The 24,017-nt window shown below is 53.5% G+C and carries 25 protein-coding genes; 16 read left to right on the top strand and 9 right to left on the bottom strand.

Annotation, left to right across the window (positions count from 1 at the left end; translation table 11 throughout):
* Positions 1-84 precede the first annotated feature (84 nt).
* Entirely contained in the window at positions 85-540 is a 456-nt protein-coding gene (tnpA, locus tag QTL79_RS03860) for an IS200/IS605 family transposase (protein WP_346353623.1), read from the top strand.
* Between the two features lie 466 nt (positions 541-1,006).
* Here tnpA and QTL79_RS03855 read toward each other — a convergent pair whose 3' ends face one another.
* Genes QTL79_RS03855 through atpD form a run of 9 tightly spaced genes read right to left on the bottom strand, consistent with a single transcriptional unit; the run spans position 1,007 to position 7,566 of the window.
* Positions 1,007-1,879: a F0F1 ATP synthase subunit gamma gene (locus tag QTL79_RS03855; RefSeq protein ID WP_346353622.1), complete on the bottom strand. Its 873-nt coding sequence runs from the start codon at positions 1,877-1,879 to the stop codon at positions 1,007-1,009.
* 1 nt (position 1,880) lies between these two features.
* Positions 1,881-3,410 (bottom strand): alternate F1F0 ATPase, F1 subunit alpha, encoded by a 1,530-nt coding sequence (locus QTL79_RS03850; RefSeq protein ID WP_346353621.1) that lies wholly within the window; start codon positions 3,408-3,410, stop codon positions 1,881-1,883.
* Complete coding sequence (locus tag QTL79_RS03845) at positions 3,394-4,173, bottom strand: F0F1 ATP synthase subunit delta (protein ID WP_346353620.1); 780 nt, start codon at positions 4,171-4,173, stop codon at positions 3,394-3,396. The genes QTL79_RS03850 and QTL79_RS03845 overlap by 17 nt, the downstream gene beginning before the upstream one ends.
* A gap of 3 nt (positions 4,174-4,176) precedes the next feature.
* Complete coding sequence (locus QTL79_RS03840; RefSeq protein WP_346353619.1) at positions 4,177-4,455, bottom strand: F0F1 ATP synthase subunit C; 279 nt, start codon at positions 4,453-4,455, stop codon at positions 4,177-4,179.
* A 19-nt stretch (positions 4,456-4,474) separates the two neighbouring features.
* Positions 4,475-5,146, bottom strand: coding sequence for a F0F1 ATP synthase subunit A (locus QTL79_RS03835; protein ID WP_346353618.1), 672 nt, complete (start codon positions 5,144-5,146; stop codon positions 4,475-4,477).
* Positions 5,143-5,442: an N-ATPase subunit AtpR gene (locus QTL79_RS03830; RefSeq protein ID WP_346353617.1), complete on the bottom strand. Its 300-nt coding sequence runs from the start codon at positions 5,440-5,442 to the stop codon at positions 5,143-5,145. The genes QTL79_RS03835 and QTL79_RS03830 overlap by 4 nt, the downstream gene beginning before the upstream one ends.
* Complete coding sequence (locus QTL79_RS03825) at positions 5,435-5,761, bottom strand: AtpZ/AtpI family protein (protein WP_346353616.1); 327 nt, start codon at positions 5,759-5,761, stop codon at positions 5,435-5,437. The genes QTL79_RS03830 and QTL79_RS03825 overlap by 8 nt, the downstream gene beginning before the upstream one ends.
* Positions 5,754-6,161, bottom strand: a complete 408-nt coding sequence (locus QTL79_RS03820) for a F0F1 ATP synthase subunit epsilon (RefSeq protein ID WP_346353615.1) — start codon at positions 6,159-6,161, stop codon at positions 5,754-5,756. The genes QTL79_RS03825 and QTL79_RS03820 overlap by 8 nt, the downstream gene beginning before the upstream one ends.
* Positions 6,136-7,566, bottom strand: a complete 1,431-nt coding sequence (gene atpD / locus QTL79_RS03815; RefSeq protein WP_346353614.1) for a F0F1 ATP synthase subunit beta — start codon at positions 7,564-7,566, stop codon at positions 6,136-6,138. Before atpD ends, QTL79_RS03820 begins: the two co-directional genes overlap by 26 nt.
* A 435-nt stretch (positions 7,567-8,001) precedes the next feature.
* Between atpD and murA the strand changes: the two genes are divergently transcribed.
* The 15 genes from murA to QTL79_RS03740 all read left to right on the top strand — a co-directional run bounded on the left by murA (position 8,002) and on the right by QTL79_RS03740 (position 23,897).
* A complete protein-coding gene (murA, locus tag QTL79_RS03810) occupies positions 8,002-9,273 on the top strand; it encodes a UDP-N-acetylglucosamine 1-carboxyvinyltransferase (protein ID WP_346353613.1) in 1,272 nt (423 codons plus the stop codon).
* 385 nt (positions 9,274-9,658) lie between these two features.
* A complete protein-coding gene (gene mreB, locus QTL79_RS03805; protein ID WP_346353612.1) occupies positions 9,659-10,693 on the top strand; it encodes a rod shape-determining protein in 1,035 nt (344 codons plus the stop codon).
* 17 nt (positions 10,694-10,710) lie between these two features.
* Positions 10,711-11,475 carry a flagellar basal-body rod protein FlgF gene (gene flgF / locus QTL79_RS03800; protein ID WP_346353611.1) on the top strand — a complete coding sequence of 255 codons (765 nt, stop codon included), beginning with the start codon at positions 10,711-10,713 and terminating at the stop codon, positions 11,473-11,475.
* A 134-nt stretch (positions 11,476-11,609) separates the two neighbouring features.
* Positions 11,610-12,398, top strand: coding sequence for a flagellar basal-body rod protein FlgG (gene flgG / locus QTL79_RS03795; RefSeq protein WP_346353610.1), 789 nt, complete (start codon positions 11,610-11,612; stop codon positions 12,396-12,398).
* 18 nt (positions 12,399-12,416) lie between these two features.
* On the top strand, positions 12,417-13,424 hold the full coding sequence (flgA, locus tag QTL79_RS03790) for a flagellar basal body P-ring formation chaperone FlgA (RefSeq protein ID WP_346353609.1): 1,008 nt from the start codon (positions 12,417-12,419) through the stop codon (positions 13,422-13,424).
* Positions 13,425-14,045, top strand: a complete 621-nt coding sequence (locus QTL79_RS03785) for a flagellar basal body L-ring protein FlgH (protein WP_346353608.1) — start codon at positions 13,425-13,427, stop codon at positions 14,043-14,045.
* A 14-nt stretch (positions 14,046-14,059) separates the two neighbouring features.
* A complete protein-coding gene (locus QTL79_RS03780; RefSeq protein ID WP_346353607.1) occupies positions 14,060-15,169 on the top strand; it encodes a flagellar basal body P-ring protein FlgI in 1,110 nt (369 codons plus the stop codon).
* 17 nt (positions 15,170-15,186) lie between these two features.
* Positions 15,187-15,579, top strand: coding sequence for a rod-binding protein (locus QTL79_RS03775; RefSeq protein ID WP_346353606.1), 393 nt, complete (start codon positions 15,187-15,189; stop codon positions 15,577-15,579).
* Between the two features lie 139 nt (positions 15,580-15,718).
* The gene (locus QTL79_RS03770) at positions 15,719-17,167 is read left to right on the top strand and encodes a phosphodiester glycosidase family protein (RefSeq protein ID WP_346353605.1); all 1,449 of its coding nucleotides are present in this window, start codon (positions 15,719-15,721) and stop codon (positions 17,165-17,167) included.
* 46 nt (positions 17,168-17,213) lie between these two features.
* Entirely contained in the window at positions 17,214-17,528 is a 315-nt protein-coding gene (locus QTL79_RS03765) for a biotin/lipoyl-containing protein (protein ID WP_346353604.1), read from the top strand.
* Positions 17,529-17,651: 123 nt separating this feature from the next.
* Positions 17,652-19,457, top strand: coding sequence for a SpoIVB peptidase S55 domain-containing protein (locus QTL79_RS03760; RefSeq protein WP_346353632.1), 1,806 nt, complete (start codon positions 17,652-17,654; stop codon positions 19,455-19,457).
* Positions 19,458-19,698: 241 nt separating this feature from the next.
* Positions 19,699-20,466 carry an MlaE family ABC transporter permease gene (locus QTL79_RS03755; RefSeq protein WP_346353603.1) on the top strand — a complete coding sequence of 256 codons (768 nt, stop codon included), beginning with the start codon at positions 19,699-19,701 and terminating at the stop codon, positions 20,464-20,466.
* A 30-nt stretch (positions 20,467-20,496) separates the two neighbouring features.
* On the top strand, positions 20,497-21,258 hold the full coding sequence (locus tag QTL79_RS03750; RefSeq protein WP_346353602.1) for an ABC transporter ATP-binding protein: 762 nt from the start codon (positions 20,497-20,499) through the stop codon (positions 21,256-21,258).
* Positions 21,255-22,529 (top strand): MlaD family protein, encoded by a 1,275-nt coding sequence (locus QTL79_RS03745; protein WP_346353601.1) that lies wholly within the window; start codon positions 21,255-21,257, stop codon positions 22,527-22,529. Before QTL79_RS03750 ends, QTL79_RS03745 begins: the two co-directional genes overlap by 4 nt.
* A 78-nt stretch (positions 22,530-22,607) precedes the next feature.
* Positions 22,608-23,897, top strand: coding sequence for a TolC family protein (locus QTL79_RS03740; protein ID WP_346353600.1), 1,290 nt, complete (start codon positions 22,608-22,610; stop codon positions 23,895-23,897).
* Positions 23,898-24,017 lie beyond the last annotated feature (120 nt).

Genomic DNA, 24,017 nt, shown 5'->3' with positions numbered 1-24,017 from the left:
TGACAACTGTTATACAAAAACTCACCACTTTCTTATAATAGAGGGTGTTCAGGCCACTATACAAAGAAAGGACTGGTGAGTTTTATGGGACAAAGTTTAGCACATACAAAATGGCAGTGCAAGTACCACATAGTATTTACGCCGAAGTTTAGACGGAAAATAATCTATGGTCAATATCGTGAAAGCATAGGAGAAATATTACGAAGGCTATGCAGTTATAAGGACGTAAAAATCATAGAAGGTCATCTAATGATCGATCATGTGCATATGTTAGTATCGATACCGCCAAAATTCAGTGTTTCTGCATTTATGGGGTATCTAAAAGGAAAAAGTGCGCTAATGATATTTGAACAGCATGGTAATTTGAAATACAAATATGGGAATAGGCACTTTTGGGCAGAAGGATATTATGTTAGTACAGTAGGGCTAAATGAAGCGACGATCAAGAAGTACATTCAAGAACAAGAAAAACATGATCAAGCAATAGATAAACTGAATGTACGAGAGTACGATGACCCTTTTAAGGGTAACGTGAAGTAGTACAAACATCCCTTTAGGGATAGCAAAAGTGATTAGACCGTAGTGGCTTGAACAAAGTGAAAGCCAGCGTCTTGAGACGCCGGCTAGTAATAGAGGCTTATAGCCTCAGTGCAAACCACCCGTTAGACGGGTGGTTCTGATTGCGTTATTTAGCGTAGTTAAACGGAGTTTGCTCAGCAAATTAAACTTGATTATGATACAGTTTTATGAACTTTAGCACTATCCGCGGTGGTGGTTTTTCCAGAACGAAAGGGCTTCGTGCCAAACATGGCCGAAATAGTCTGCATCCATCATCATTCCAGACACAATGCGCCGTCCGGGCACGGTGTCTGCCCGCGGCGTCCATGCCGCGGGTGATGACGGACTTGCCTATTTCAACCTGTCTGGCATTACTCGCCCTAAAGGTTCTGTAAAAACCACCACCGCGGGGCTTGGGGAAATTGACGAAGAGCAAGACTAGAAATTTTCAGCCTTGTTTTTTATCTGCTAGAGTCGTGTAGCCGAAGATGACGTCGAATAGTTCTGCGGTGATCGAACTTTGCCGTTCCTGGTTGTAATCCTGCTGCAGCAGCTCGAGGAGTTCTTCGATGTTTTTTTCGGCGCGCTGCATCGCAGCAAGGCGGCTGATGTTTTCACTGACCAAAGCTTCGGCCGAGGCGCGGCAAAGTGTAATGAAGATATATTCCTGATAAAAGAGCGAGAAGGCCGCATCCGGCGTCTGGTTTACTTCCGGCAGCGCCTGGCTGGGCCAGGGGCGCTTTGCCAGATCGAACAACCAATGCGTGTCAAGCGGCAGCAATTGCTGACAGACCGGTTCATAGCCAATGCTGCCTTGTGGTTTATTGTGCAGAAGCAAAAGACGCGAGAAGCGTTGGGCAACGAGCGTTAACAGCAGATTGCCGATCAGGCTTGCAATGCCGGCCGCGCTGTCCGGCACACGATAGGTCTTGGTAACTGGCAGGTCATCTTGCAATTTGCCGGCGATGCGTTCGCCGATCGACCAAATGACCGGAGGCTGCTTGGCCAGCGGGAAGCGTTCGAGCAGTGCGCTGGCCAGGCGGTCGTTGTATTGTCCGACCATACCCTGATCGGAACCGAAAACAATGATCGCTGTCGCAGCATTGGAAGCTGGTTGGCGAAGCGAAATGTGAGGCGGCGATTGGCGCAAGATCGCGCTGATCCCGGCCTCGATTGTCTGGTGATAATCGGCCAGCGAATGATAGACCCGTTCGTAGATGCCGACATTGACAGCCGCCATCGTCTTCATTGTTTCGACTACGGCGTAAAGTTCGCTGGCGCTTTTTATTTTCCGTTTCATGCTTGCCAGTGTCTGCGTCATACTATCCCTCCTGAGTGGAGAGTCTTTTTGCCAAAAGTTCCAGGATGCTGTCGCGTTGCGCATCGCTCAACGGAGTTCCGGACTGAATCGCGGCACAGATTTCTTGTGGTAATGTTGGTGCAAGCGTGAGAATGTATTGTTCGCGTGAGAAAATGTCATTGAGAGGCAGTTCATCCAGTTGGCCAGAGGTAAGCGCGAGCAGCAGCAGCAACTGTTCCTCGACAGAACGCGGCTGATATTGCGGTTGCTTTAAACATTCGCGTATTCGTTGCCCGTGCGCCAGCGTCTTACGTGTTTGTTCGTCGAGTTTTGTGCCGAAGCGAGAGAACATTTCCAATTCTTCGAATTGAGAATATGCTAATTTTAGAGCGCCGGCTACGGCGCGATAGGCGCCAAGCTGCGCCTTGCCGCCGATTCGGGAAACGGATTTGCCGACGTCGATTGCCGGCAGGATGCCTTTTTGAAACAGACTGGGCGAAAGATAGACTTGACCATCGGTAATTGAAATGAGATTGGTCGGAATATAGGCGGAAATATTTTGCGCTTCGGTCTGAAGGATTGGCAACGCCGTCAAGGAGCCGCCTCCTTTGGCGGTGCGCAACCGGGTTGAACGTTCCAGCAGACGGGAGTGAATGTAGAAAATATCGCCGGGAAAAGCTTCACGGCCTGGGGGACGACGTAATAGTAAAGATATTTCGCGATAGGTTTGGGCATGATTCGTTAAATCGTCATAGATGATCAAGACATCGCGACCCTTGGCCATGAAATATTCACCGATTGAAGTTGCAGCATAAGGCGCAATGTAACGTAAACCGGGTTCATCGCCGCCCTCGGCAATGACAAGAATTGTGTAGGGGGACGCACCGTGCGTCGACAATTCGCCGATTAATTTGGCCAAAGAAGCGCCTCGCTGGCCAATGGCGCAATAAATGCAAATAACGCCGCTCTCCCGTTGATTAAGGATCGTATCAATGGCGATTGCAGTTTTTCCGGTTTGACGGTCGCCGAGGATCAGCTGACGCTGGCCGCGTCCGATCGGAATCAATGCGTCAATAACCTTGATGCCGGTTTGTAATGGAACTTTGACCGGATCACGGTCGATAATCTGCGGTGCTTCCCGTTCCAGAGGCAGACGCTGGCTGAAATGAAGCGGACCTTTACTGTCAAGCGGGATGCCGAGCGGGTTGATGACCCGGCCGAGCAAGCCTTCGCCAACCGGAACGTCGGCGACTCGCCCGGTGCGTCGTACTTCGGTGCCGGCTTTGATGGCCGAACTGCTGGTCAACAGAACAACGCCGATCTGCCGCTCGTCAATGTTGAAAACGATGCCAAGCGAACCGTCGATAAAACTGACCATTTCTTCGAGTTCCACGTCGGGCAAGCCGTCAACCCAGGCGATGCCGTTGGTCAGTTCGTTGACGATGCCGATCTGTTGCGGCAGGAGCGGGGCCTGAAAGTCGAGGCGTGCCTCGCGCAGCGCGAAGAGGCTGTTGGTTGTGAGGTTGGTTAACGTTTCATTCTCCCGTTCCATCTCTCTTCGTCCTCTCCATGATTTGTTCCATACGTTGTTGCAAAAGGGCAAGATGGTTTGCCAGACTCCAGGCAATTTTCTCGCCGCCGATCACGAGTTCGATGCCACCGAGAAGCGAAGGTTCGACTTCAAAGCGAATCGGATAGGCTGCAGGGATATCCTGACGCAAACTTTGCAATAAGCGGTTTTGCAGATCGGCAGGCAGCTCGAATGCGCTGCGCAGCAGGACCGGCTGTGAAAGTTGCGGCAACGCGGCAAGAAAACGTCCTTTTTCCTCTTTCTCCATAGCGGAAAAATTCCGCTGAAAACTGGCGGCCATGCGTTCTTCCAGCGCAGCGTCTGCAAGGTCGTGCAAAAGCAGGCTGGCAATGGCAAAAAGTTCTTCGCGGATTTGCTTTTGCAAATCCGTCAAGAAAGCTTCGCGTTCCATCGTCAGCGTACGATGCCATTCGGATTGGCGATCCTGAACTTGCTGACGGGCGTCTTTGAGCAGCGTCTGATACTCTTTTTCTGCCTGGGCTTTGGCCGCTGCGAAAAGTTCTTCCTTTTTTACCTGCAATGCTTGGAGTTCTTCTTCCAGTTCTATTTTCTTCGCATCGGCCTGACTTTTCGCATCGGATGCCGCCGCAATATTGTCGGCGATATTTTTTTCTCGCGCCGCCATTGCGTTAAGAATGGGCTGATAGAGAAAATGTTTGAGCAGCCAGATTAATATTAGAAAATTGATCATTTGGGCGATGACGGTAAACCAATCGATCAGCATGCATCATCCCCCCATTTTTGTTATGACATACTGCCAAAACGGATTGGCGAAGAGCAAAATCATCGAGATGACGAAACAGTAAATGGCCAGCGATTCGATCATCGCCAGACCGATGAAGAGCGTACGAGTTACGGTTCCCGCTTCGTCGGGCTGCTGCGCAATTGAGGCGAGCGCGCTGGCGATCGCCTTGCCCTGTCCGATCGCCGGGCCGAGACTGCCGATGCCCATCGTGATGCCGGCGGAAAGAATAGAGGCGACGGCAACCATTGCGATACTATCCATAGTTTCCCCCTCCTTGTCATTAGCCTTCCTTGCCGCTTACGGCGGCCGCAATATAGACCATGGCCAAAATCGTAAAGATATAGGCCTGAACAAAACCGGTCAATAAGCCGAGCAGCTGTACGATGATCGGAAAGAAGAGCGGTGCGATGATCAGCACGATGGCCAGGATCATCGTATCGCTTAGCATATTGCCGAATAGCCGCACCGCCAAAGCCAGCGTGCGTGATAACTCGGTGAGGATGTTAAACGGCAGCATGACCGGCGTAGGTTCAACATAATGTTTCAAATAGCTGCCAAGGCCGCGTTCGTGGATGCCGTAAGCCGGAACGGCAATAAAGATCAAAATGGCGAGCCCGGTCGTGGTGGAGAGTGAACCGGTCGGCGCTTCATAACCGGGGATGATCGTCAGCAATGCGGACAAGGCAATGAAGAGAAAGAGCGTGACCAGCAGACTTAAATAACGATCCGGTGTTGGCAGGCCGACTTCGCAGATTTGTTTGCGTACGAAGAGGATGATGGTTTCGGCCAGATTCTGCCAGGGTGCAACTTGAAGCTGGCGGGAAACATGACGGGTGATCAGCCAGGAGCTGAGCGTCAGGATGGCGCCGATCAGCCAGGTCATCACAATCGTAAGATTCAAGTTGAGAAAACCGTATTGCCAAAAGATAATCTGATCCGGCGTAAGATTCATAGCAGCCTCCTTTCCGGCTGTCCGGCAGGAGTGATGCGCAAGCGGCGCAGCACTAGATGCCGGGTGAGTAAAAAACCGAACATGTAGCTGATGATTCGCGGAAATTCCGTGGCGGTACAGAGGTACAGCGCCAGTAAAACAACGCTGCTGCGCAGGACGAAGCTTTGAAACAGAAAGAGGTGCGGCTGACGCACGGTAAGCGAACGCTTTACGGTCCACCATAAGCCGCCGAAGAAAAAAACGCCGGCCAATAGTCCGATAAGAAAAGCAAGCAATAAAGAAAGCGCTTCAGTCATGCTTATCATCTCCGTTTTGCTTGATTTTGCCGCGTTGCTTTTCGAGGATGTTCCAGGCGTTCACGCAGCCCAGACAGAGACCGGCCAAGAGCAAAGCCAAGGTCCACGGCTGTTGGCGCGGGTAGTGGTCATCGAGCCACAGGCCGAGCGCGGCGCCGAGCAGGCAGGGGAGGGCGACAGACCAACCGATGACGCCGAAGACGGAAAAGCCGAACCAAAGATGGCGGCGTTTGTCCTGCCTGGACTTTGCCTTACGTGCGGCTTGGCGTTGAATGATGCCGGGCAAGGTTTTATCGTTGCCGTCATTTTTTTTACTCATGTCTCTTCAACTCCATGAAACGGCGGATGAAGCCGCTTTCCAAACGTTGCAGTGCGCTTCTGACGCTCTGCTCATGTTCATCGACGTTTAAAAAATCGCGTCGCACCGCCTGTTCAAGTTCCTCAAATGCAACGCCGCTGACCGCGCGACGAACGGCTATGGATACTTGGGAACCGCATTTGACCAGAACTCCGGTATCAAGGGCTAAATATCGTTCGCCGTCTGCTGCGGTTTCATAAATCATGATGCCTGGCTGTAACGTGAGGACGCAGTCCAAACGGCGCGGCAACAAGCCCAGCGAACCTTGGGTTGTTTCGATGACGATGCGTAAGACATCTTCCTGCTGAAGTAAGATTTGATGCGGCAGGGTAATTTTAAGGCGCATCGCTTCGTTTTCCATCCGCCTGCTCCTTTCGTTTCGCTTCGACCTCGCCGATGGAACCGACCATATAAAAAGCGCTTTCCGGCAAATCGTCAAAAGCATCCTGCAAAATCTTCTCGCAGCCGTCGAGCGCTTCCTGCGTGCTGACCAATTTGCCTGGAATGCCGGAAAACTGTTCGGTTGTGACGAACGGCTGCGTCAGAAAACGTTCGAGTTTGCGTGCGCGGCGCACGGTGCGCTGATTCTCCTTCGAGATCTCTTCGATGCCGAGCATCGCGATGATGTCTTTCAGCTCTTCATATTCAGCCAGCGTTTTGCGGATTTCCTGAGCGAGCAGATAATGACGTTTGCCGACGATGTCGGCGGACAGCATTTTGGAATAGGATTCGAGCGGATCGATCGCGGGGAAGAGTCCTTCGCTGGCCTTCTTGCGCGACAAGACAATCGAGGCGGAAAGATGGGAAAACGTGTGAACCACGGCCGGATCGGTGAAGTCGTCGGCGGGAACATAGACCGCCTGCAGTGAGGTGATCGCGCCCGCATCGGTGGAAGCGATCCGTTCCTGGAAACGGTACAGTTCGGTGCTCAGCGTCGGCTGGTAGCCGAGACGGGACGGGATTTGGCCGAGCAGGCCGGAAACTTCGGAGCCGGCCTGGATGAAGCGGAAAATATTGTCGATCAAGAGCAGGACGTCGCGCCGTTCATCATCGCGAAAATATTCCGCCATCGTCAGTGCGGCATTGCCGACCCGAAAGCGGCAACCCGGCGGTTCATCCATTTGGCCGAAGACGAGTACGGTGTTCGGCAGTACGCCGGCATCGCGCATATCGCGGTAGAGTTCCTCGCCTTCGCGGCAGCGTTCGCCGATGCCGCAAAAAATGCTGACGCCGTGGTGCTTGCCGCGCATGTTGTGAATCATCTCCGTCAGCAGAACCGTCTTGCCGACCCCGGCGCCGCCGAACAGCCCCGCCTTGCCGCCGCGCTCGAGCGGTGCGAGGACGTCGATGACCTTGATGCCGGTTTCAAATATTTCCGACTTGGCGGAGCGTCGTAAGAGCGATGGCGCAGGCTGATGAATTGAACGCCAGCTTACGTCGTTGATTGGGCCAAGTCCGTCGATGGCTTGGCCGAAAATGTTGAACATCCGGGATAAAATATTTTTTCCGACTGGCGCCAGTAGCGGAGAGTCCGTATTTGAAACTTTCATGCCGCGGCTGAGGCCGCGCGTCGGCGTGAGCGCGATGCCGCGCAGCAGATGCGGTTCGAGATGCAGAAGGACTTCAATATAAACGGAAGCGTTATTGCCGGTGCGCAATATCGTATGAACCGGCGGTAATTGGCCGGAAAAAGAAATGTCGATGATCGTTCCCTGGATTGCCTGAACAACGCCGTCCGTTGTGCGGGAAACGGCAGCTGTTTTCATTGATCATCCCCCCTAATCGCTAACGCGGTAAATGGAAAAACCGCCAGGCTGTCTGGAACATCGGCGCAAGCCGATGGGAGCGAAACGTCACTCGCGTAGTCCAAACTGATCATGGCGGTTTTGTTATGTGATTCAGCAGAGGAACAAACCGCCGCCGTGTTAAGTATCTATTTATATCATACAATGAAAGTAAATATATGGCAATTAAATCTGCCGCCTGATAAATAAGTGACAAGAAACTGATATTTTTCTGTGAGAGTAGTTTTTCCTAAAGTTTAAAACAGGGATTAGGCCTTGAAAATGCTAGGATTGAAGGCGCTGTAATTTATCGGGAATGTTGGACTTGCTTGACAGGAGTGTCGATGGTAAACTATATGAGGGAAAGTAGCCGGTGACGGTTTATATAGTTGGAAGTGCAGGAGGAACAGGAATACGATGGAAAAACTCATTGTCCGTGGCGGAAATCCGCTCAAGGGGAGCATAAAGATCAGCGGTGCGAAGAATGCGGTGCTGCCGGTAATCGCAGCGGCGCTGCTCGGTACGACGCCGAGCACGCTGGAAGAAATTCCGGATCTCGAAGACGTCAGAACGTTTAGCGAAGTTTTGAAAATGCTGGGCGTGCCGGTCAAATACAATAAGGCGGCCCAGACCTTATACGTAGACAGCAGCAATATCACTACCTGTGAAGCGCCGTACGAATTGGTGCGCAAGATGCGCGCTTCTTTCCTGATCATGGGGCCGCTCTTGGCTCGCTACGGCAAGGCGCGTATTTCATTGCCGGGCGGCTGTGCAATCGGCAGCCGACCGATTGATCTTCACCTGAAAGGCTTTGAAGCGTTGGGAGCGACGATCGATATCGGACACGGCTATATCGATGCCAGTGCACCGAACGGTTTGGTAGGCTCACGAATCTATCTCGATTTTCCGAGCGTTGGCGCAACGGAAAACATCATGATGGCGGCGGCTTTGGCGAAGGGTAAGACGATTCTTGAAAATCCGGCGCATGAACCGGAGATCATTGATTTGGCCAATTATCTCAACGTGATGGGCGCGAACATTCGCGGCGCCGGTACGAACGTTATCCGGATCGAAGGCGTCGAGGAACTGAAGGGCGCGGAATACACGGTGATTCCGGATCGCATCGAAGCTGGGACGTACATGGTCGCGGCCGCGATGACCGGCGGCGATGTCTGGTTGGAAAATGCCTTGCCGGAGCATTTGAAGCCGGTCATTGCTAAACTGAAAGAAGCAGGCGTGGAGGTTCAGGAAGAAATCAGCGGCATACGCGTGCAAAGTCCCGGGCGGAAAAGTTTGAAAGCGTTCGACATTAAAACGTTGCCGTACCCCGGCTTTCCGACCGATATGCAGGCGCAGTTAATGGCGCTGCTTACCGTGTCGCAGGGCACCAGCGTGGTGACGGAGACCGTGTTTGAGAACCGCTTCATGCATGTCGACGAATTCAAGCGCATGGGCGCGAACATCAAGATCGACGGGCGCAGCGCCGTCGTGGAAGGCGCAACGGAGCTGACCGGCTGTGAAGTAAAAGCGACCGACCTGCGTGCGGGCGCGGCGTTGGTGCTGGCCGGGTTGGTTGCTGACGGCGAGACGGAGATCAGCTATATCCATCATATCGATCGCGGTTATGACGGGCTGGTCGACAAATTGCGCGGCGTCGGCGCCGACATCCGTCGCGTCGGTTCGAAGTAAGGTTAATGTAAGCCTAAGCCACGAAGGTCGTATCGACCTTCGTGGCTTTTCTAATGCTTAGATTGTGATCAATGGAAGACAAAAGACGAAGCGATACGAGCGTCTGTGCGGAGACAAAAGATTTTCAGCACGAAGCTGCGAAGCGGAAAAGAAAGAGGGGAAGAGGGAACGCAAGCAAATGAAATCCTGCCGATCTTTGCTTTTCTTCCCCTCTTCGTTTTAAAACCTCGCCGTTATCCTAAAGGATTGCTGCAGCGGTTTTTCGTAGTTTTATGCTAGATAAGTTTTTTAAGCGTGCAACGGGCAGGATTTTGCTTTATAGTGTAGAAAGAGTGCAAGTAATATGTGTAGCGTTTTTTAATAGGGAAAGGGGCATAAAGCAAACATGTTTGGAATGGCGATGGATATCGGGGTTGATTTGGGAACAGCGAATGTGCTGGTATATATAAAAGGAAAAGGGATCGTGCTAAGGGAACCGTCGGTTGTCGCAATCGACAGGGATACCAACAAAGTCTTGGCAATCGGCGAAGAAGCGCGACGGATGCTAGGGCGTACGCCGGGCAACATCGTTGCGATCCGGCCGTTGCGCGAAGGCGTCATCGCCGATTATGACAGCACCGAACGGATGCTGCGCCATTTCATAAATAAAGTCGCCGGCAAGAGCATGCTCTTTAAACCGCGCATCATGGTTTGCATTCCGTCCGGCGTGACCACCGTGGAAAAAAGAGCCGTTCTCGAAGCGGCGCTGCAGGCAGGAGCGCGCAAGACGTATCTGATCGAAGAACCGCTCGCGGCTGCGCTGGGCGCGGGACTCGTGATTTCTGAACCATGCGGTTCGATGGTTGTCGATATCGGCGGCGGCACGACCGATGTTGCGGTGCTCAGTCTCGGCGGCATTGTTTGCAGTGAATCCCTGCGCATTGGCGGTGATAAATTTGATGAAGCGTTGGTTCGTTACGTGAAAAAAGAATACAACATCATGATCGGCGAGCGAACCGCAGAAGAAATCAAGGTCAACATCGCGACGGCGTTTCCATCCGGCAAGATGGAGACGATGGAGATTCGCGGGCGCGACCTGCTGTCTGGTTTACCGAAGACGGTCAAGATCTCTTCGGCCGAGACCTGGGAAGCACTCAGCGAACCGGTATCGTTGATCGTACAGCGCGTGAAGTCGGTACTCGAGAATACGCCGCCCGAATTGTCGGCGGATATTATGGATCGCGGCATCGTGATGACCGGCGGCGGCTCGCTGCTGCATGGTTTGGATCGACTGATCCGCGAAGAAACCGGAATCCCGACGTATCTGGCGGATGATCCCCTGTCGTGCGTAGCGCTCGGCACCGGAAAAGCGCTCGATGCGCTGGAAAATTTGGAAGATAGTTTGACGACGCTGAAAAAAGGCGGCATCATGCAAGGGTAGAAGAAAGGAGTGAGACGATGATTCGCGGAATTTATACTTCGGCTTCGGGGATGCTGGCGGAAACGGCGCGAACCGATGTGATTTCGAACAATTTGGCCAATGTCAACACAACGGGCTATAAGCGGGACGTTACAATCAACAAGGATTTTGCCAGTTTATTGATGGAACGAATCAATGACGGCCCGGTGACGCCGATCGGCGGCATGGGCGTCGGTACGATGGTTGACGAGATAGCCACAATCCAGGATCAGGGTGCGTTCAAGGTGACCGGCAATCCGCTGGATGTGGCGATAAAGGGCAAGGGCTTTTTTGTCATCCAGACGCCGGCCGGTGAACGCTATACGCGAAACGGCTCTTTTCAGCGCAGTGCACAAGGCGAATTGGTGACCTCCGAAGGCTACCGCGTGCTGGGGCAAGGCGGTCCGATTCAGCTTGGCGACACGGAGAAGGTCAATATCAGCAGCGATGGACGGGTGCAATTGCAACAGCCCGGGCAGATCGAAGCGGTTGAAATCGGTCAATTGCGCATCGTTGAGTTTGCCGATGAAAAACAGCTGCTAAAAGAAGGCGATTCCATGTTCAAGGCTGCGCCGAACGCGCGTCCGCAAGCGTCGACGACGATGGTGGAGCAAAGTGCGTTGGAAATGGCGAATACGAACGCGGTAACGGAAATGATCAACCTGATCGCGGCATTCCGTTCGTATGAGATCAACAGCAAGGCCGTGCAGACGCATGATACGCTGATGGGCCGCGCGGTTAACGATGTGGGCAAGTTAGGCTAGTTTTTTTAACCAAGCGCTTAATATCGAACGTGTTTTTGACGATAAATCTGAAAGAGGGGCTGGACCGCATGCGGAAGCCCTGCGGATGGTTGCTGATTGCAGCCGCCGAGATGAAGTGGGGAGGTAACTAAATTATGATGCGAGCTCTGTGGACAGCAGGTTCGGGCATGGTGGCCCAACAAGCCAATGTCGACGTAATTTCGAATAACCTGGCTAACGTGAATACGACCGGTTTCAAGAAAAGCCGTGCGGAATTTGAAGATTTGATGTACCAAACGATTCGGGCGGCCGGTTCGACGACCGGTCCGGACAGTCAGCTGCCGGCTGGCGTTCAGATGGGACATGGCGCAAAACTCGTCGCCACGACGAAGATGTATACGCAAGGTTCGTTCCAGGCGACTGGCAATGAACTCGATATGACGATTGCCGGCGACGGTTTCTTCCAAATCACGATGCCGGACGGCACGCTGGCGTATACAAGAAACGGCGCGTTTCAGCGCGATTCGCAAGGACGTATTGTGACGAGCGAAGGCTATCCGATCGAACCGGCGATCACGATTCCGAGCACGGCGACAGCCGTCATGGTTTCGAAAGACGGACGCATCTCGGCGACGATTCCGGGTCAGAGCACGCCGCAGGATTTAGGGCAGCTGCAATTGGCTCGCTTTGTCAATCCGGCCGGTTTATCCGCGCTCGGCAGCAGCCTTTTGGTGCCGACCGCAGCCTCCGGCGACGCGGTTGTCACGAATCCGACCGTAGACGGCGCGGGCGGTATTGAACAGAAGTATTTGGAAATGTCGAATGTCCAGGTTGTCGATGAAATGGTTAACATGATCGTCGCACAACGGGCCTATGAGATGAATTCCAAAGCGGTAACGACGGCCGATTCGATGCTGGAGATCGCCGCGCAGCTGAAACGGTAAGATTGGGTTGAAGACAGCATGTTGAAGCGCAGCATCTTGTTGGCAATTGCATACTGGATGATCATGACAGGGGCGGTTTGTGCGGCCGGCGTAACCATTACGGTCGCCGGACAGGCAAAGATAGACGGCCCCTTTGTCTTATTGGGAAATCTGGCCGATATCCAAGGTGTCGACAATCAGCGGACCAGATACTGGCGCGAGATACAATTGGCTCCTGCGCCGCCGCTGGGAAGCAGTCAGGTTTGGTCGCGCGAGTATTTGGCGACTCGGTTAGCGGCCAGCGGCGTCGATTTTGAAAATGCCGCATGGCAGATTCCGGATTCGATTACGCTTGTCTCCGTCGCACAGACCGTGCGCGGTAGCTTGATTCAAGAGCGAGCCGTTGCGGCGGTGAAGAGCCAAATCAGCAGCGCCGCTGCAGGAGATGAAATTGAAGTCGCTGTGGTGGGCGAAGTCGGCGATTTGCTGGCGCCGCCCGGCGATGTCGAGATCCGTATTGAGCTGTCGGCACCGCTGCATTATAATGGCGTCAATGCCGTGCGCGCTGTCGTCTGGATCAATGGACAGCCGACGGTAATTAAAACGTATGTCAAAATGGAAATACGCCTGTTCCGGCCGATCGTTGTCGCGAATCGCGTGATCATGGCCGGGCAGGTGATTCGTCCCGAGGATCTTCGCTTGGAGCGGACCGATGTCGGACGGATGAACGGCTACTATCTGGACAGCAGCAAGTTTGAGGGCTTGGCCGCCAAACGGATTATCAACCCGGGCACGGTGATGACGACGAATCTGCTGGAAAAACCGCTGCTCGTGCGGCGCGGCAGTCCGGTCAACATCGTTGCCCGCGTGGCCGGAATGGAAATTGTGACGGCAGGACAGGCGGCGCAGGATGGCCGGGTAGGCCAACTGATCCGGGTAATGAATATGAATTCGAAGAAACTCGTTACCGGCCGGGTCATTGACGCCAATACCGTTCAGGTGATCACGCCGGGCAGCAGCCAACGGCAAGCAGGGGAAGGTGATTAGATGAAAACGACCCATCGATACAAAAACTTGGCAGCTATAATGGCAGTCGTTTGGCTGCTGGGCATAGCGGCGCCGGTCGCGGCAGAATCACTGTGGAACGAACAATCGCCGGCGGCGAATATGTATAGCGACCGAAAAGCGCGGACAGTAGGCGATATCCTGACCATTTTGATCAGCGAAACCAGTACCGCGACGCGGACCGGCAAGACCAGCAATTCAAAGAGTGCATCGGCTAATATGAGCGCCAGCACCGGCTTGTTCAGCCAATTGTTCCGTTTCTTCAAACTGGATTCTTCGGCCAGCGCGAAAAACGCTGATAGCGTGGCAACCAACGGGACGGTCAGCAACAGCAACACCGTGACGGCCAGGATGACTGCGCAGGTCGTCGAAGTGAAGCCGAACGGCAATCTGGTGATTGCCGGCAGCCAGACGGTGGCGCAGGGCGGCGAGGAACAAAAGATCACCGTTAACGGAATCGTGCGCACCGAAGATATCTCCGGTGATAATACCGTATATTCGTATAATGTGGCGAATGCGCAGATTCATATTGACGGTAAAGGCCCGATTGCGGCGAAGCAGAAGCAGGGCATCATCACGCAGCTGCTTAATTTCTTCTTTTAAATGTAGGAGGGACTATGAACAGACAGATACGTTTACTGAGCCTGGTGTTGCTCGCTTTATTTGCGCTCAGTGCCGTCGTTCAGGCCGGAGCGAACAGCCGGATTAAGGACGTCGCCAAGGTGCAGGGCGTGCGCGCCAATCAACTGGTCGGTTATGGCCTGGTTGTCGGTCTGACCGGAACGGGCGACTCGAATAAGATCCTGCAGACGCTGCAATCCACCGCCAGCATGATGAAGACGTTTGGCGTGACGATCAGCGCGGCGCAGTTACAATCGAAAAACGTCGCGGCGGTCATGGTCACGGCGCAGTTGCCGCCGTTTTTAAAACCGGGTGACACGATTGATATTAACGTCGCTTCGATGGGCGACGCGAAAAGCCTGCAGGGCGGCGTGCTGATTCAGACGCCGCTGCGCGGAGCGAATGGTCAGACGTATGCGGTGGCGCAGGGTCCTGTTTCGATTGGCGGCTTCGCCGCCGGCGGCGGCGGCAGCAGCCAGCAGAAGAATTTTCTAACGGTCGGAACGACGCCGAACGGCGCGATGGTCGAACGGGAAGTACCGATGCAGATGGCGGACAACGGCATGGTGCGTCTGGCGCTCAATCAGCCTGATTTTACTACTGCGAGCCGGATTGCCGATGCGGTTAACCGTCGCTTCGGCGGCATTGCGAATGCAAAAGACCCTGGTACGGTCGAAATGTATGTGCCGGGTGAATATGGCGGCAATGCAGTCGGATTCATCGCGGCAATGGAAGATATCTATATCACGACCGATGCAGCGGCGAAGGTCGTGATTAACGAACGGACGGGCACCGTGGTCATGGGATCGAACGTTTCGATCGATCAGGTTGCGGTGGCGCAGGGCGGCCTAAGCGTAAAAATCGCCAAGGATACGACCGTGTCGCAGCCGAATCCGTTTTCGAACGGCAATACGGCGGTCACCAGCAATACCAATGTGACGGTGGATGAACCGAAGGCCAACGTGCTGGTGCTGCCGTCAACTTCCAACGTGGGCGATGTTGTAAATGCACTCAATGCCATCGGCGCGACGCCGCGCGATATCATTGCCATTTTGCAGGCGATGAAAGCAGCCGGTGCGCTGCATGCCGACCTGCAGATCATATAGTCCGGGAGGAATAAGAGATGGAAATCAGACGAATGTCCGGTATGGATGCGGCTTCGGTACAGATGGTTGCCGAACAGCAGGCCAAAGGCAATTTTGCCAAGGAACTGGCGGCGGCCGGCGAGAAGCTGAAGACCGATAAAGATGACGTAAAGCTGCGCCAGACCTGCCAGGAATTGGAGTCGGTCTTTATCAACCTGATGTTGACGGAAATGCGTAAGACGGTGCCGAAAGAGGACATGATCAATACGCGAAATCAAGAACTGTTCCAGTCGATGATGGACGTCGAGACGACACGGAACATGTCTAAGGCAGGCGGAATCGGTCTGGCGGACATGATGTACCGCCAACTTTCGCAACCGGCGGCTGACCCGTTTGCGCAGGCGGCAAACGCGAAGAAAACAAGCAAATAAAAAGGATAAGAAGGCACGAAGCAGAATGCCCGCTTTTAATGCGTCGGCTCTCTTTGTGCCTTTTGGCTATGGGCGGCAAAGCGGAGGGCAAGCGCATTAAAAAGGCCACTCGCTGCAACGCCTGCAAAGGAGGAGCAAAATGAAAAAACGGTACCTGCTGCTGGGTGTTTTGATGTTTTTAATCGTGAGTCAGGTTGCGACAGCATTTGCGGCGACTGTTTCAACGATTCAAAAGGTGCGCTATAGTCAGAGTGCGGAGCGGATCCGTTTGGTATTCGACGTCAATACACTGCCAGAATATGATGCGGCGTTTCAGGAGAGTCCGGCGCAAATTCAGCTGGATTTTTCCAATACATTGAGCAAAGTTGGTGCGGCGCAGCTTAAATATAATGACACGCTGCTGGACAGCATTCAATTCCGTCCGGGCGCGAATAATGCGTTGAAAGTACTGATCAACTTGAAGGCGACCGCGACGTACCAGGTCTTCACGCTCAGCAATCCGAACCGTCTGATTCTCGACATCAAGCGCGAAACGCAAGCGCCTGTAAACGAAGAAACGCCTGCCGAGGCAGAACCTGCACTGGGAGTGAAGTACCGATTGCTGCAGCGCAGCGGTGATGCGGGCCCCATTGCGGCACATATCCTGGAAATCGATCCGCTGAAGGGCTACGGCATCAAACCGGCGCTGGGCAACGGTCAGAATATGGGGGTAGCAACGCTTTCCGATATGACGGATAAGAGCCGCTCGGTCGGCGGCGTCAATGCATCCTATTTTTCGCCGGAAGGCGAGATCTATGGACTGTTAAAGATTGACGGAACAATCGTCAGCGTACCGGACACGGTGCGTACGGCGGCGGCGATCATGCCGGACGGTAAAGTGCTTATCGATCAGGTTGAGTATAACGGCACGGTCACGTTGCCGGATAGTCGAAGCATTGCGATCAGCGGCGTCAATTGCGAACGCAATGAAGATACGCTGATCGTCTATAATAAATATTATGCCGGCAGCACGAAAACCAATCCGTATGGGACGGAATACCGGATTACCGGCAATAAAGTGACCGCGATCAGTAAGGGGAACTCGACGCTCGGCGGCGACAGCATCGTCCTGTCAAGTCATGGCAATGCGGAGAAAGCATTGGCGGGTTTGAAGGTTGGTGATACGGTCAAAATCAACCAATCGATGGGAGCGCCATGGGATAAGGCGGCCTATATTGCCGGCGCCGGCCCGATGCTGGTAAAAGACGGCGGCGTCTATCTGACGACGAAGGCGGAGAACTTTGGCGCGGACGTTGCGGGCGGACGCGCGCCGCGTACGGCGCTTGGCGTAACGAAGGACGGACACGTCTTACTGGTTGTGGTCGACGGACGCCAAACGCACAGCGTAGGCATGACGCTTTTAGAACTGGCGCTTTTCATGCAGGAAATCGGTGCGCAGGATGCGATGAATTTTGACGGCGGCGGCTCATCGGAAATGGTGATGAACGGACGTATCGTGAATAAACCGTCGGATGGCCGGGAACGTCGCGTCGGTGATGCATTAGTAGTCGTACCGCTAAAAATGATGTATAATCAAGGTAAGCCATAAAGTCAGAAATAAATCGTTAAAATAGAAAAAGGAGGCGTCAGCTACTATGAAGAAAATGCGAACGAAGATCCTAGCGGCAGTCCTGTTGGCGCTGCTTGGTGCGACTGCTTTAGCGGGCATCGTAATGGCAGGCGGCATGGCCGACCAGCGCAGTGCGTTGGCGGGAACCGTACTGGCCGATCAGCTGGCGGTTGTCGGACAGACGGTACACGAAGGCGATGTACTGGTCAAGGTACAGACGATCAGCGGTGCGGTACCGGCGGCAAGAGCCAGTGCGAACGGCACCGTCCGGCAAGTCCTGGTCAGCCCGGGCGGACATGTAGCGGCCGGGCAAGTCGTTGTGAAATTGGAAGTCCAGTAGTGATTGAAAGAATAGGATAAGACACAGGGATGAGGCAAAGGTCAACGGCTAAGCGCCTCGCTCTGTGTCTTCTTTTAACGTTAAAATAAACCCGTAAAGGAAAGGAAGATGAGCTTGAATCGTATGATGAGGATGCACAACCTGTGCAAGAAAATCTGTTTGCCGCTTTTGCTGCTTTGCCTGATGTGTTTGGCAAACGAAGCGCAGGCAGCGGCTTCGTTCATGCCGGTGGAGGATATCAAAATCGGTATGACCGGCATCGGACGAACCGTAGTCGAGGGGACGAAGATTGAAGAATTTGGCGTTGAAGTGTTGGGCGTACTAAAAAACAAAGGACCGGTAGGCGATTTGATCTTAGTGCGCACGTCGGGCAACGTCATTGAGCGTACCGACGGCATCGCGCAGGGCATGAGCGGCAGTCCGGTCTATATTGACGGACGCCTGGTCGGCGCGATTGCTTACGGCTGGTCACTGACCGATCACCGGGTTGGCATGGTGACGCCGATTGGCGATATGGTCAATTTGTGGGAACTGCCGGATGGGAGAAACAGCCAGGTGGCGTCAGGCATACAGCCGCTTGCGACGCCGCTGATGGTATCCGGTTTTGGCAAACCGGCGCTGGAGATGTTAAAGCAGAAATTGCAGCCGTACAATCTGGTGCCGTATGCGACGGGCGAGGCTCCGGAGGGCGTCAGCTTTGCGCCGCTGGAACCGGGCAGCGCGATCGGCGTACAGCTGGTGCGCGGGGATGCAAGCGTTGGCGCGTTGGGCACGGTCACCTATGTTGAAGGCGACAAGGTGGTGGCGTTTGGCCATCCCTTTCTCAAAAAAGGAAACATCGGTTATTTTATGACTAATGCCTATATGTTCACGACGGTGAAAAGCCTGGAAAGTTCCTTTAAAGTAGGGGCAACTGGCGAAACTCTTGGCATTATTAACCAGGACCGCGGCGCCGCCGTTGCAGGGCAGCAAGGTCGCTATCCGAACATCGTGCCGCTGCGCATCCAGGTGAGCGATCTGGGCACGGGCCGCAGCCAGGATGCGGCGGTTCAGGTCGTACGCGATGAAGAAATTGGACCAATCCTGGCTACCGCGACGACGTTCAACGTCATCGACAAGGCGATGGATCGCACCGGGCCGGGGACGGCTAAGGTGTCTTTCCGGATCAGCAGCGCGGATCTGCCGGGCGGTGAATTGAAACGGGAAAATATGTTTTATAGCCCGGCCAGCATTAGTGAAAGTGCAGTCGGCGAATTTTTCGAAGCGGTCAACATGCTGGCTGCCAATCAATATCAAAAAGTCAATATCATGAATATCGACGTCAGCGTCAAGGTGGAAGAAGAACGGCGGACGGCGACGATCGTCGAGGCGAAAGCGAAGCAGACGAACGTCAAACCGGGGCAAAAGGTCGATCTGGAGGTCAAGTTGAAGCCGTTCCGCGGTGAAGCGTTTGTGCAGCAGGTCACGTTTGACGTGCCCAAGACGCAAGCCGAAGGACCGCTGATGCTGGAGGTGCGCGGCGGCGGCATCATACCGCTCCAGCAATTGCTGAAAAAGACGGGGTTGGAAGAAGAGCTGCAGATGCTCGGTTATAAGCGCAATAAGAACAAGACGTTGGGCGACGAAGTAAAAAGCTTCGCCGAGCGCGATCACAACAACGACGTGGTGGTTGAGATCATGGAAATGGAGCCGATGGAGGGGCAGGGGCCAAGCGGTCCTAAACCGAATGCGGCGATGATCGGCGAAGACAGCGCCGCGCTGCAGAGCGGCGCGAAGAACAATAATCCGGAAGCCGACAAAGGCAACGCCAATGCCGCGGCAAGCAGCAAGGACAAGCTGAAGAAGACAGCGCCGAAGGCAAAGTCGCATACGTCCACAGAGTACATCATTGACGGCGATTCGCAGGTCACGCTGAACGTGAAAGGATAATTTGAAAAGCAGTTGCGATAAAAGCAACTGCTTTTTTATGTGGGAAAAGCACAAGGAGCGTTTTAAGCGTTGCTTTTCGCGGCAAAAGAAAAAAGATTTGCCGGGGTAAAGTGAGGAAAAATTGCGTACTGAGAAGGGAAGCGAACTTTTATAGGGAATATCTTTATAATATTATCTCTGCTGCGAAGACGGAATAAGAAGCAGAGCTTTTTCAAGCATTCGATGCAAAAGGAGGAGTGGCATGCTTATCGTCGAAAAAATCGGGCAGTCGGTGCTGCAGCGCCTGGAAACCGGCGGACGCGTGATGCTGCTGTTTCTCGATACGCTGTATCATGTGCCGCAGCGCCCCAAACTACGGCATGTGTTGAATCAGATGGCGCATTTGGGCGTCGACTCCCTGCCGATCATTTTATTGACGATTCTCTTTACTGGCATGGTTATGACGGTGCAGACCGCGCATGAATTCATCAAATACGGTGCGCAGTCATCGGTCGGCGGTATGACCGCGATTTCGATGGCGCGCGAACTGGCGCCTGTCTTAAGCGGCGTCGTGCTGGCCGGTAGAGTCGGCGCAGCGATTGCGGCGGAGCTTGGTTCGATGAAGGTCACCGAACAAATCGACGCACTGCGCGTGATGGCGGTCAATCCTGTGCAATATTTAGTGGTGCCGCGTTTTTTAGCCTGTGTATTCATGGCGCCGATCCTGGTCGTTTTTGCCAATGTCATCGGCGTCAGCGGCGGTTATCTGGTCGCGGTCTATTATGCCGATATCAGTCCGTTCACCTATTTGCATTCGATCCAGGTCTTTGCGGTGGTCAACGATATTACCGGCGGTTTGATCAAGTCGATGTTCTTCGGCGGCATCGTTGCCATTATTGGCTGTTATAAAGGACTCGACGCCAAAGAGGGCGCGGAAGGCGTCGGCAATGCGACGACCGGCGCTGTCGTGACGTCGATGATTTTGATTTTTATCAGCAATTATTTTCTGTCCTTGTTGTTGTATCGCTAAGTGCAGGTTGCAGAAGGAGGTGCTATACGTTTGATTCGTTTGGAACATGTGAATATGGATTTTGAAAGGCGACGCATTTTGAGCGATATTAATCTGAAGATCGAGCAGGGCGAAACGATGGTTATTATCGGACCGAGCGGCTCCGGAAAAAGTACGCTGCTGCGCCTGATTATCGGTCTGATGCGTCCGACCTCCGGCGCGATCTGGCTGCAGGAAAAGGAAATCACCGCGTTGTCGGAAGATCAGATGAACCTTCTGCGCTTGAAGATGGGGATGGTATTTCAATATTCGGCGCTCTTCGATTCAATGAGCGTAGGCGAAAATGTGGCGTTTGGCCTGCGTGAACATACGCAGATGAATGAAGCCGAGATCAGCCGGATCGTAGCGCGCAATTTGCGTATGGTCGGTCTCGACGGCAAACAAGACGCGATGCCGAATGAGTTGTCCGGCGGCATGAAAAAAAGAGTCAGCCTGGCCAGGGCGGTAGCAAATCGACCAGACATTCTGCTCTATGACGAACCGACGGCGGGGCTGGATCCGATCATGTCGGGGACGATCGACCGCTTGATCATCGGCACGAAACGCTTGTTTGGCGTGACTTCGGTGGTTGTGACGCACCATATGAGCAGTGCGTTCGCGATTGCCGACCGGATTGCGATGATCCACGATGGACAGATTTTGCAGGTCGGCAGCGTCGAAGAAATCAAAAACTCGGAAAATCCTCTGGTGCAGCAATTCATTCAGGGGTTGAAATCACCGGAAGTCTATATACGCAGGAGGGCCGGACGATGAAATGGACAACGGAAGCCAAGGTGGGAACAGTGACATTGCTGGGAGTTGTTCTGCTGGCTTATATGATCATACATTTAGGCGGCTTTTCCTGGGGTGAAAAAGGCTACCCGCTGCAGGTCCGCTTTACGCAGGTCAGCGGTCTGAAAGAAGGCAATGCGGTTCGTTATGCCGGTGTCGACGTCGGCCTGATCAAACGGGTCGAAGTGCAAGCCGACGGCGTAATGGTGACGATGGGCATCCAGCACGGCATCAAGATTCCGGCGGGCGCTAAGTTCACGATCGGTGCGGACGGTCTGCTCGGCGAAAAATTCATCAATATCCTGCCGCCGCCGCAGGTGGTCGGCTATCTGACTCCCGGCAGCGTGGTCGTGGGACAGGATCATCAGGGGATTGAAGAACTGGTCTCCTCGGCCGATAAGGTACTCAAGGATGCCAGGGAGTTGATCCGTTCATTGAATGACATCGTTGGCGATGAAGCATTCAAGCAGGCGCTCAAGGAAACGGCGTTCAACGCGCGCGACTTGACAGCCAATCTAAATGCGATGAGCGCCAGTCTGGCCCGGATGGCGCAGAATAATGAAGGCGACGTCACGCTTATCGTACGCAACCTGCGGGCGATGTCCGAAGGCTTGAACAGCGTCGCGGCCAAAGTCGATCGAATGGTCTCCGACGTCGACAACAACGGACAGACGGCCAAAGATTTGCGTGAGACGATTCACAATCTGCAGCGTACCAGTGTGCGGGTGGAAAAGATGGCCGAATCGCTTGAAGGGATCGTGACCGATCCGGAAACGGCGAAAAATATCAAGGAGACGTTACGCAACGCCAGACAGGCAAGCGAAAAAGCGAACAAACTGCTGACCAAGGTGGAAAATATTAAAGTGCAACCTGGCGTCGAAGTGTTGTATAATCAAGAAAGCGGTAAATACAGCGCCGACCTCGACGTAAAGATCAACACGTCGGCTGAAAATTTCGCGGTGCTTGGCGCCAGCAATATTGGCCAGGGGACAAAAGGAAATTTTCAATTGGGCAAGGAAAATGACAAGATGGCGGCACGGGCCGGCATTATCGACAGCCAGCTTGGCGTCGGCGTAGATGCGAAACTCGGGCCGATGCGCCTGTCGGTCGATGCCTATGATCCGAATGACATCCGGCTGAAATTGCGCGCGCAGTACAAAATCGGAGAAAACACCTACCTGGTCGGCGAACGCGATGCCGCTAATAAGTCGGACAAACGCGCTGATTTCATCGGCGTACGGCAAAATTTTTAGCGTCGTTATTTGACAGAGATTCATGAGATGAATATAATGGGAAAAGTAAAATGACTATTTAGTCAAGGAGGTTTATTGATGACAATACAACGAAAATGGCGGCGTGGCTGGAATATGTTGCTGGTCGGCATTCTATTGGCTGGGCAGACCAGTCTGGTTCAGGCGGCGCCTACGGAATTGACGCTCGAAGACAGCGTGCGACTCGCGCTGCAGAATAATCCGACGGTTAAGATAGCTGTTCAGGACAAAGCGTCGGCGCAATACGGCATTAAGATCGCGGAAGGGGCGCTCCTGCCTTCGGTCGGCTATACGCATACGGCGGCGCATGGCAACAGTCTTACGACGAGCGGCAATGTGACCAATAAATTTGACAATAAGCTTTCACTCGGTTGGAACGTCTATACGTTTGGACAAAAAGAGGGTTTAGTCGGCGCTGCACGGGCCAACTATAGTTCGGCGGATTTTGGCGTGGCCAAGGCGATGCAGCAGATCAAACTGGATGCGACAAACGGCTACTACGGAATTTTGCAGGCGCGCAATCTGTTGCAAGTCGCGCAGGAATCGGTCGATCAGCTGACCGCTCATCTAAAGAATGTTCAGGCGCAGTACGGAGTTGGAACGGTTGCCAAGTCTGATGTGCTGCGCTCGGAAGTGGAATTGGCCAATGCGCAGCAAAGTCTGATCAAAGCGCAGAACACCTATGACCTGTCGATTTCCACGCTGAACAACGTGATTGGGTTGCCGCTTGGCACGGAACTGTCGGTCAAAGAGGAATTGCAGTATCTTCCTTATGAGAAGACGCTCGATACCTGCATCGACTATTCTCTGAAGAACCGTCCGGAAGTGATCCAGGCCGCTTTTGGCGTAGAGGCCGCGAAGGAAAACAAAAGGGCAGCGGAGGGCGGACATCTGCCGACAATCGCCGTCTTTGGCACGCAGGATTGGAATAACAAGGATTTTCCGGGCAGTGGAAATAGCAATTGGTCTGTCGGGGCAACGTTGAATTGGAACGCCTTTGATTCCGGCGTCACGAATGCGAATATCGGCAAAGCGCAGCAGGCGTTTGACAAGACGTTGCAGCTGGAGCAACAGACAAAAGATTCGGTACAGCTTGAAGTGCGTCAGAACTTTCTCGGTCTGCGCGAAGCGGAAAAGCGGATCGATACCAGTAAAGTAGCGGTTACTAAAGCGGAAGAAGACTTTAAGATCGCGCAAGTCCGCTATATGGCCGGCGTCGGAACGAATATCGACGTCATTGATGCACAGGTTGCACTGACGCAGGCGAAGACGAACTACTACCAGGCGCTTTATGATTACAACACGAGCCGTGCCAAATTGGAAAAAGCGATGGGCATTGCGGTAAACTAAGCAATCGGTGAAAAGCTGCGGAGAAATCCGCGGCTTTTTCTTTTATCCTGCAATTCTTACGGCTTTATGAACATTCGAGCTCTATGGCAGGAAAGGGTTCCTTCGCGTAGAATATGATAC

Origin of the sequence: Azotosporobacter soli, from assembly GCF_030542965.1 — a bacterium.
Lineage (GTDB): Bacteria > Bacillota > Negativicutes > SG130 > SG130 > Azotosporobacter > Azotosporobacter soli.
Note: the sequence above shows the minus strand (reverse complement) of the source record. Positions and strands in the feature narration are given on the sequence as shown.

What these genes read in the sequence shown, in the direction of transcription:
- QTL79_RS03765 (WP_346353604.1), top strand. Translation starts at nt 17,214, where the DNA reads ATGAAGAAAATGCGAACGAAGATCCTAGCGGCAGTCCTGTTGGCGCTG.
- flgG (WP_346353610.1), top strand. Translation starts at nt 11,610, where the DNA reads ATGATGCGAGCTCTGTGGACAGCAGGTTCGGGCATGGTGGCCCAACAA.
- QTL79_RS03785 (WP_346353608.1), top strand. Translation starts at nt 13,425, where the DNA reads ATGAAAACGACCCATCGATACAAAAACTTGGCAGCTATAATGGCAGTC.
- QTL79_RS03740 (WP_346353600.1), top strand. Translation starts at nt 22,608, where the DNA reads ATGACAATACAACGAAAATGGCGGCGTGGCTGGAATATGTTGCTGGTC.
- QTL79_RS03840 (WP_346353619.1), bottom strand. Translation starts at nt 4,455, where the DNA reads ATGGATAGTATCGCAATGGTTGCCGTCGCCTCTATTCTTTCCGCCGGC.
- QTL79_RS03775 (WP_346353606.1), top strand. Translation starts at nt 15,187, where the DNA reads ATGGAAATCAGACGAATGTCCGGTATGGATGCGGCTTCGGTACAGATG.
- QTL79_RS03760 (WP_346353632.1), top strand. Translation starts at nt 17,652, where the DNA reads ATGATGAGGATGCACAACCTGTGCAAGAAAATCTGTTTGCCGCTTTTG.
- QTL79_RS03745 (WP_346353601.1), top strand. Translation starts at nt 21,255, where the DNA reads ATGAAATGGACAACGGAAGCCAAGGTGGGAACAGTGACATTGCTGGGA.
- QTL79_RS03830 (WP_346353617.1), bottom strand. Translation starts at nt 5,442, where the DNA reads ATGACTGAAGCGCTTTCTTTATTGCTTGCTTTTCTTATCGGACTATTG.
- murA (WP_346353613.1), top strand. Translation starts at nt 8,002, where the DNA reads ATGGAAAAACTCATTGTCCGTGGCGGAAATCCGCTCAAGGGGAGCATA.
- mreB (WP_346353612.1), top strand. Translation starts at nt 9,659, where the DNA reads ATGTTTGGAATGGCGATGGATATCGGGGTTGATTTGGGAACAGCGAAT.
- QTL79_RS03755 (WP_346353603.1), top strand. Translation starts at nt 19,699, where the DNA reads ATGCTTATCGTCGAAAAAATCGGGCAGTCGGTGCTGCAGCGCCTGGAA.
- flgA (WP_346353609.1), top strand. Translation starts at nt 12,417, where the DNA reads ATGTTGAAGCGCAGCATCTTGTTGGCAATTGCATACTGGATGATCATG.
- QTL79_RS03855 (WP_346353622.1), bottom strand. Translation starts at nt 1,879, where the DNA reads ATGACGCAGACACTGGCAAGCATGAAACGGAAAATAAAAAGCGCCAGC.
- flgF (WP_346353611.1), top strand. Translation starts at nt 10,711, where the DNA reads ATGATTCGCGGAATTTATACTTCGGCTTCGGGGATGCTGGCGGAAACG.
- QTL79_RS03850 (WP_346353621.1), bottom strand. Translation starts at nt 3,410, where the DNA reads ATGGAACGGGAGAATGAAACGTTAACCAACCTCACAACCAACAGCCTC.
- tnpA (WP_346353623.1), top strand. Translation starts at nt 85, where the DNA reads ATGGGACAAAGTTTAGCACATACAAAATGGCAGTGCAAGTACCACATA.
- QTL79_RS03845 (WP_346353620.1), bottom strand. Translation starts at nt 4,173, where the DNA reads ATGCTGATCGATTGGTTTACCGTCATCGCCCAAATGATCAATTTTCTA.
- QTL79_RS03835 (WP_346353618.1), bottom strand. Translation starts at nt 5,146, where the DNA reads ATGAATCTTACGCCGGATCAGATTATCTTTTGGCAATACGGTTTTCTC.
- QTL79_RS03780 (WP_346353607.1), top strand. Translation starts at nt 14,060, where the DNA reads ATGAACAGACAGATACGTTTACTGAGCCTGGTGTTGCTCGCTTTATTT.
- QTL79_RS03820 (WP_346353615.1), bottom strand. Translation starts at nt 6,161, where the DNA reads ATGGAAAACGAAGCGATGCGCCTTAAAATTACCCTGCCGCATCAAATC.
- atpD (WP_346353614.1), bottom strand. Translation starts at nt 7,566, where the DNA reads ATGAAAACAGCTGCCGTTTCCCGCACAACGGACGGCGTTGTTCAGGCA.
- QTL79_RS03825 (WP_346353616.1), bottom strand. Translation starts at nt 5,761, where the DNA reads ATGAGTAAAAAAAATGACGGCAACGATAAAACCTTGCCCGGCATCATT.
- QTL79_RS03770 (WP_346353605.1), top strand. Translation starts at nt 15,719, where the DNA reads ATGAAAAAACGGTACCTGCTGCTGGGTGTTTTGATGTTTTTAATCGTG.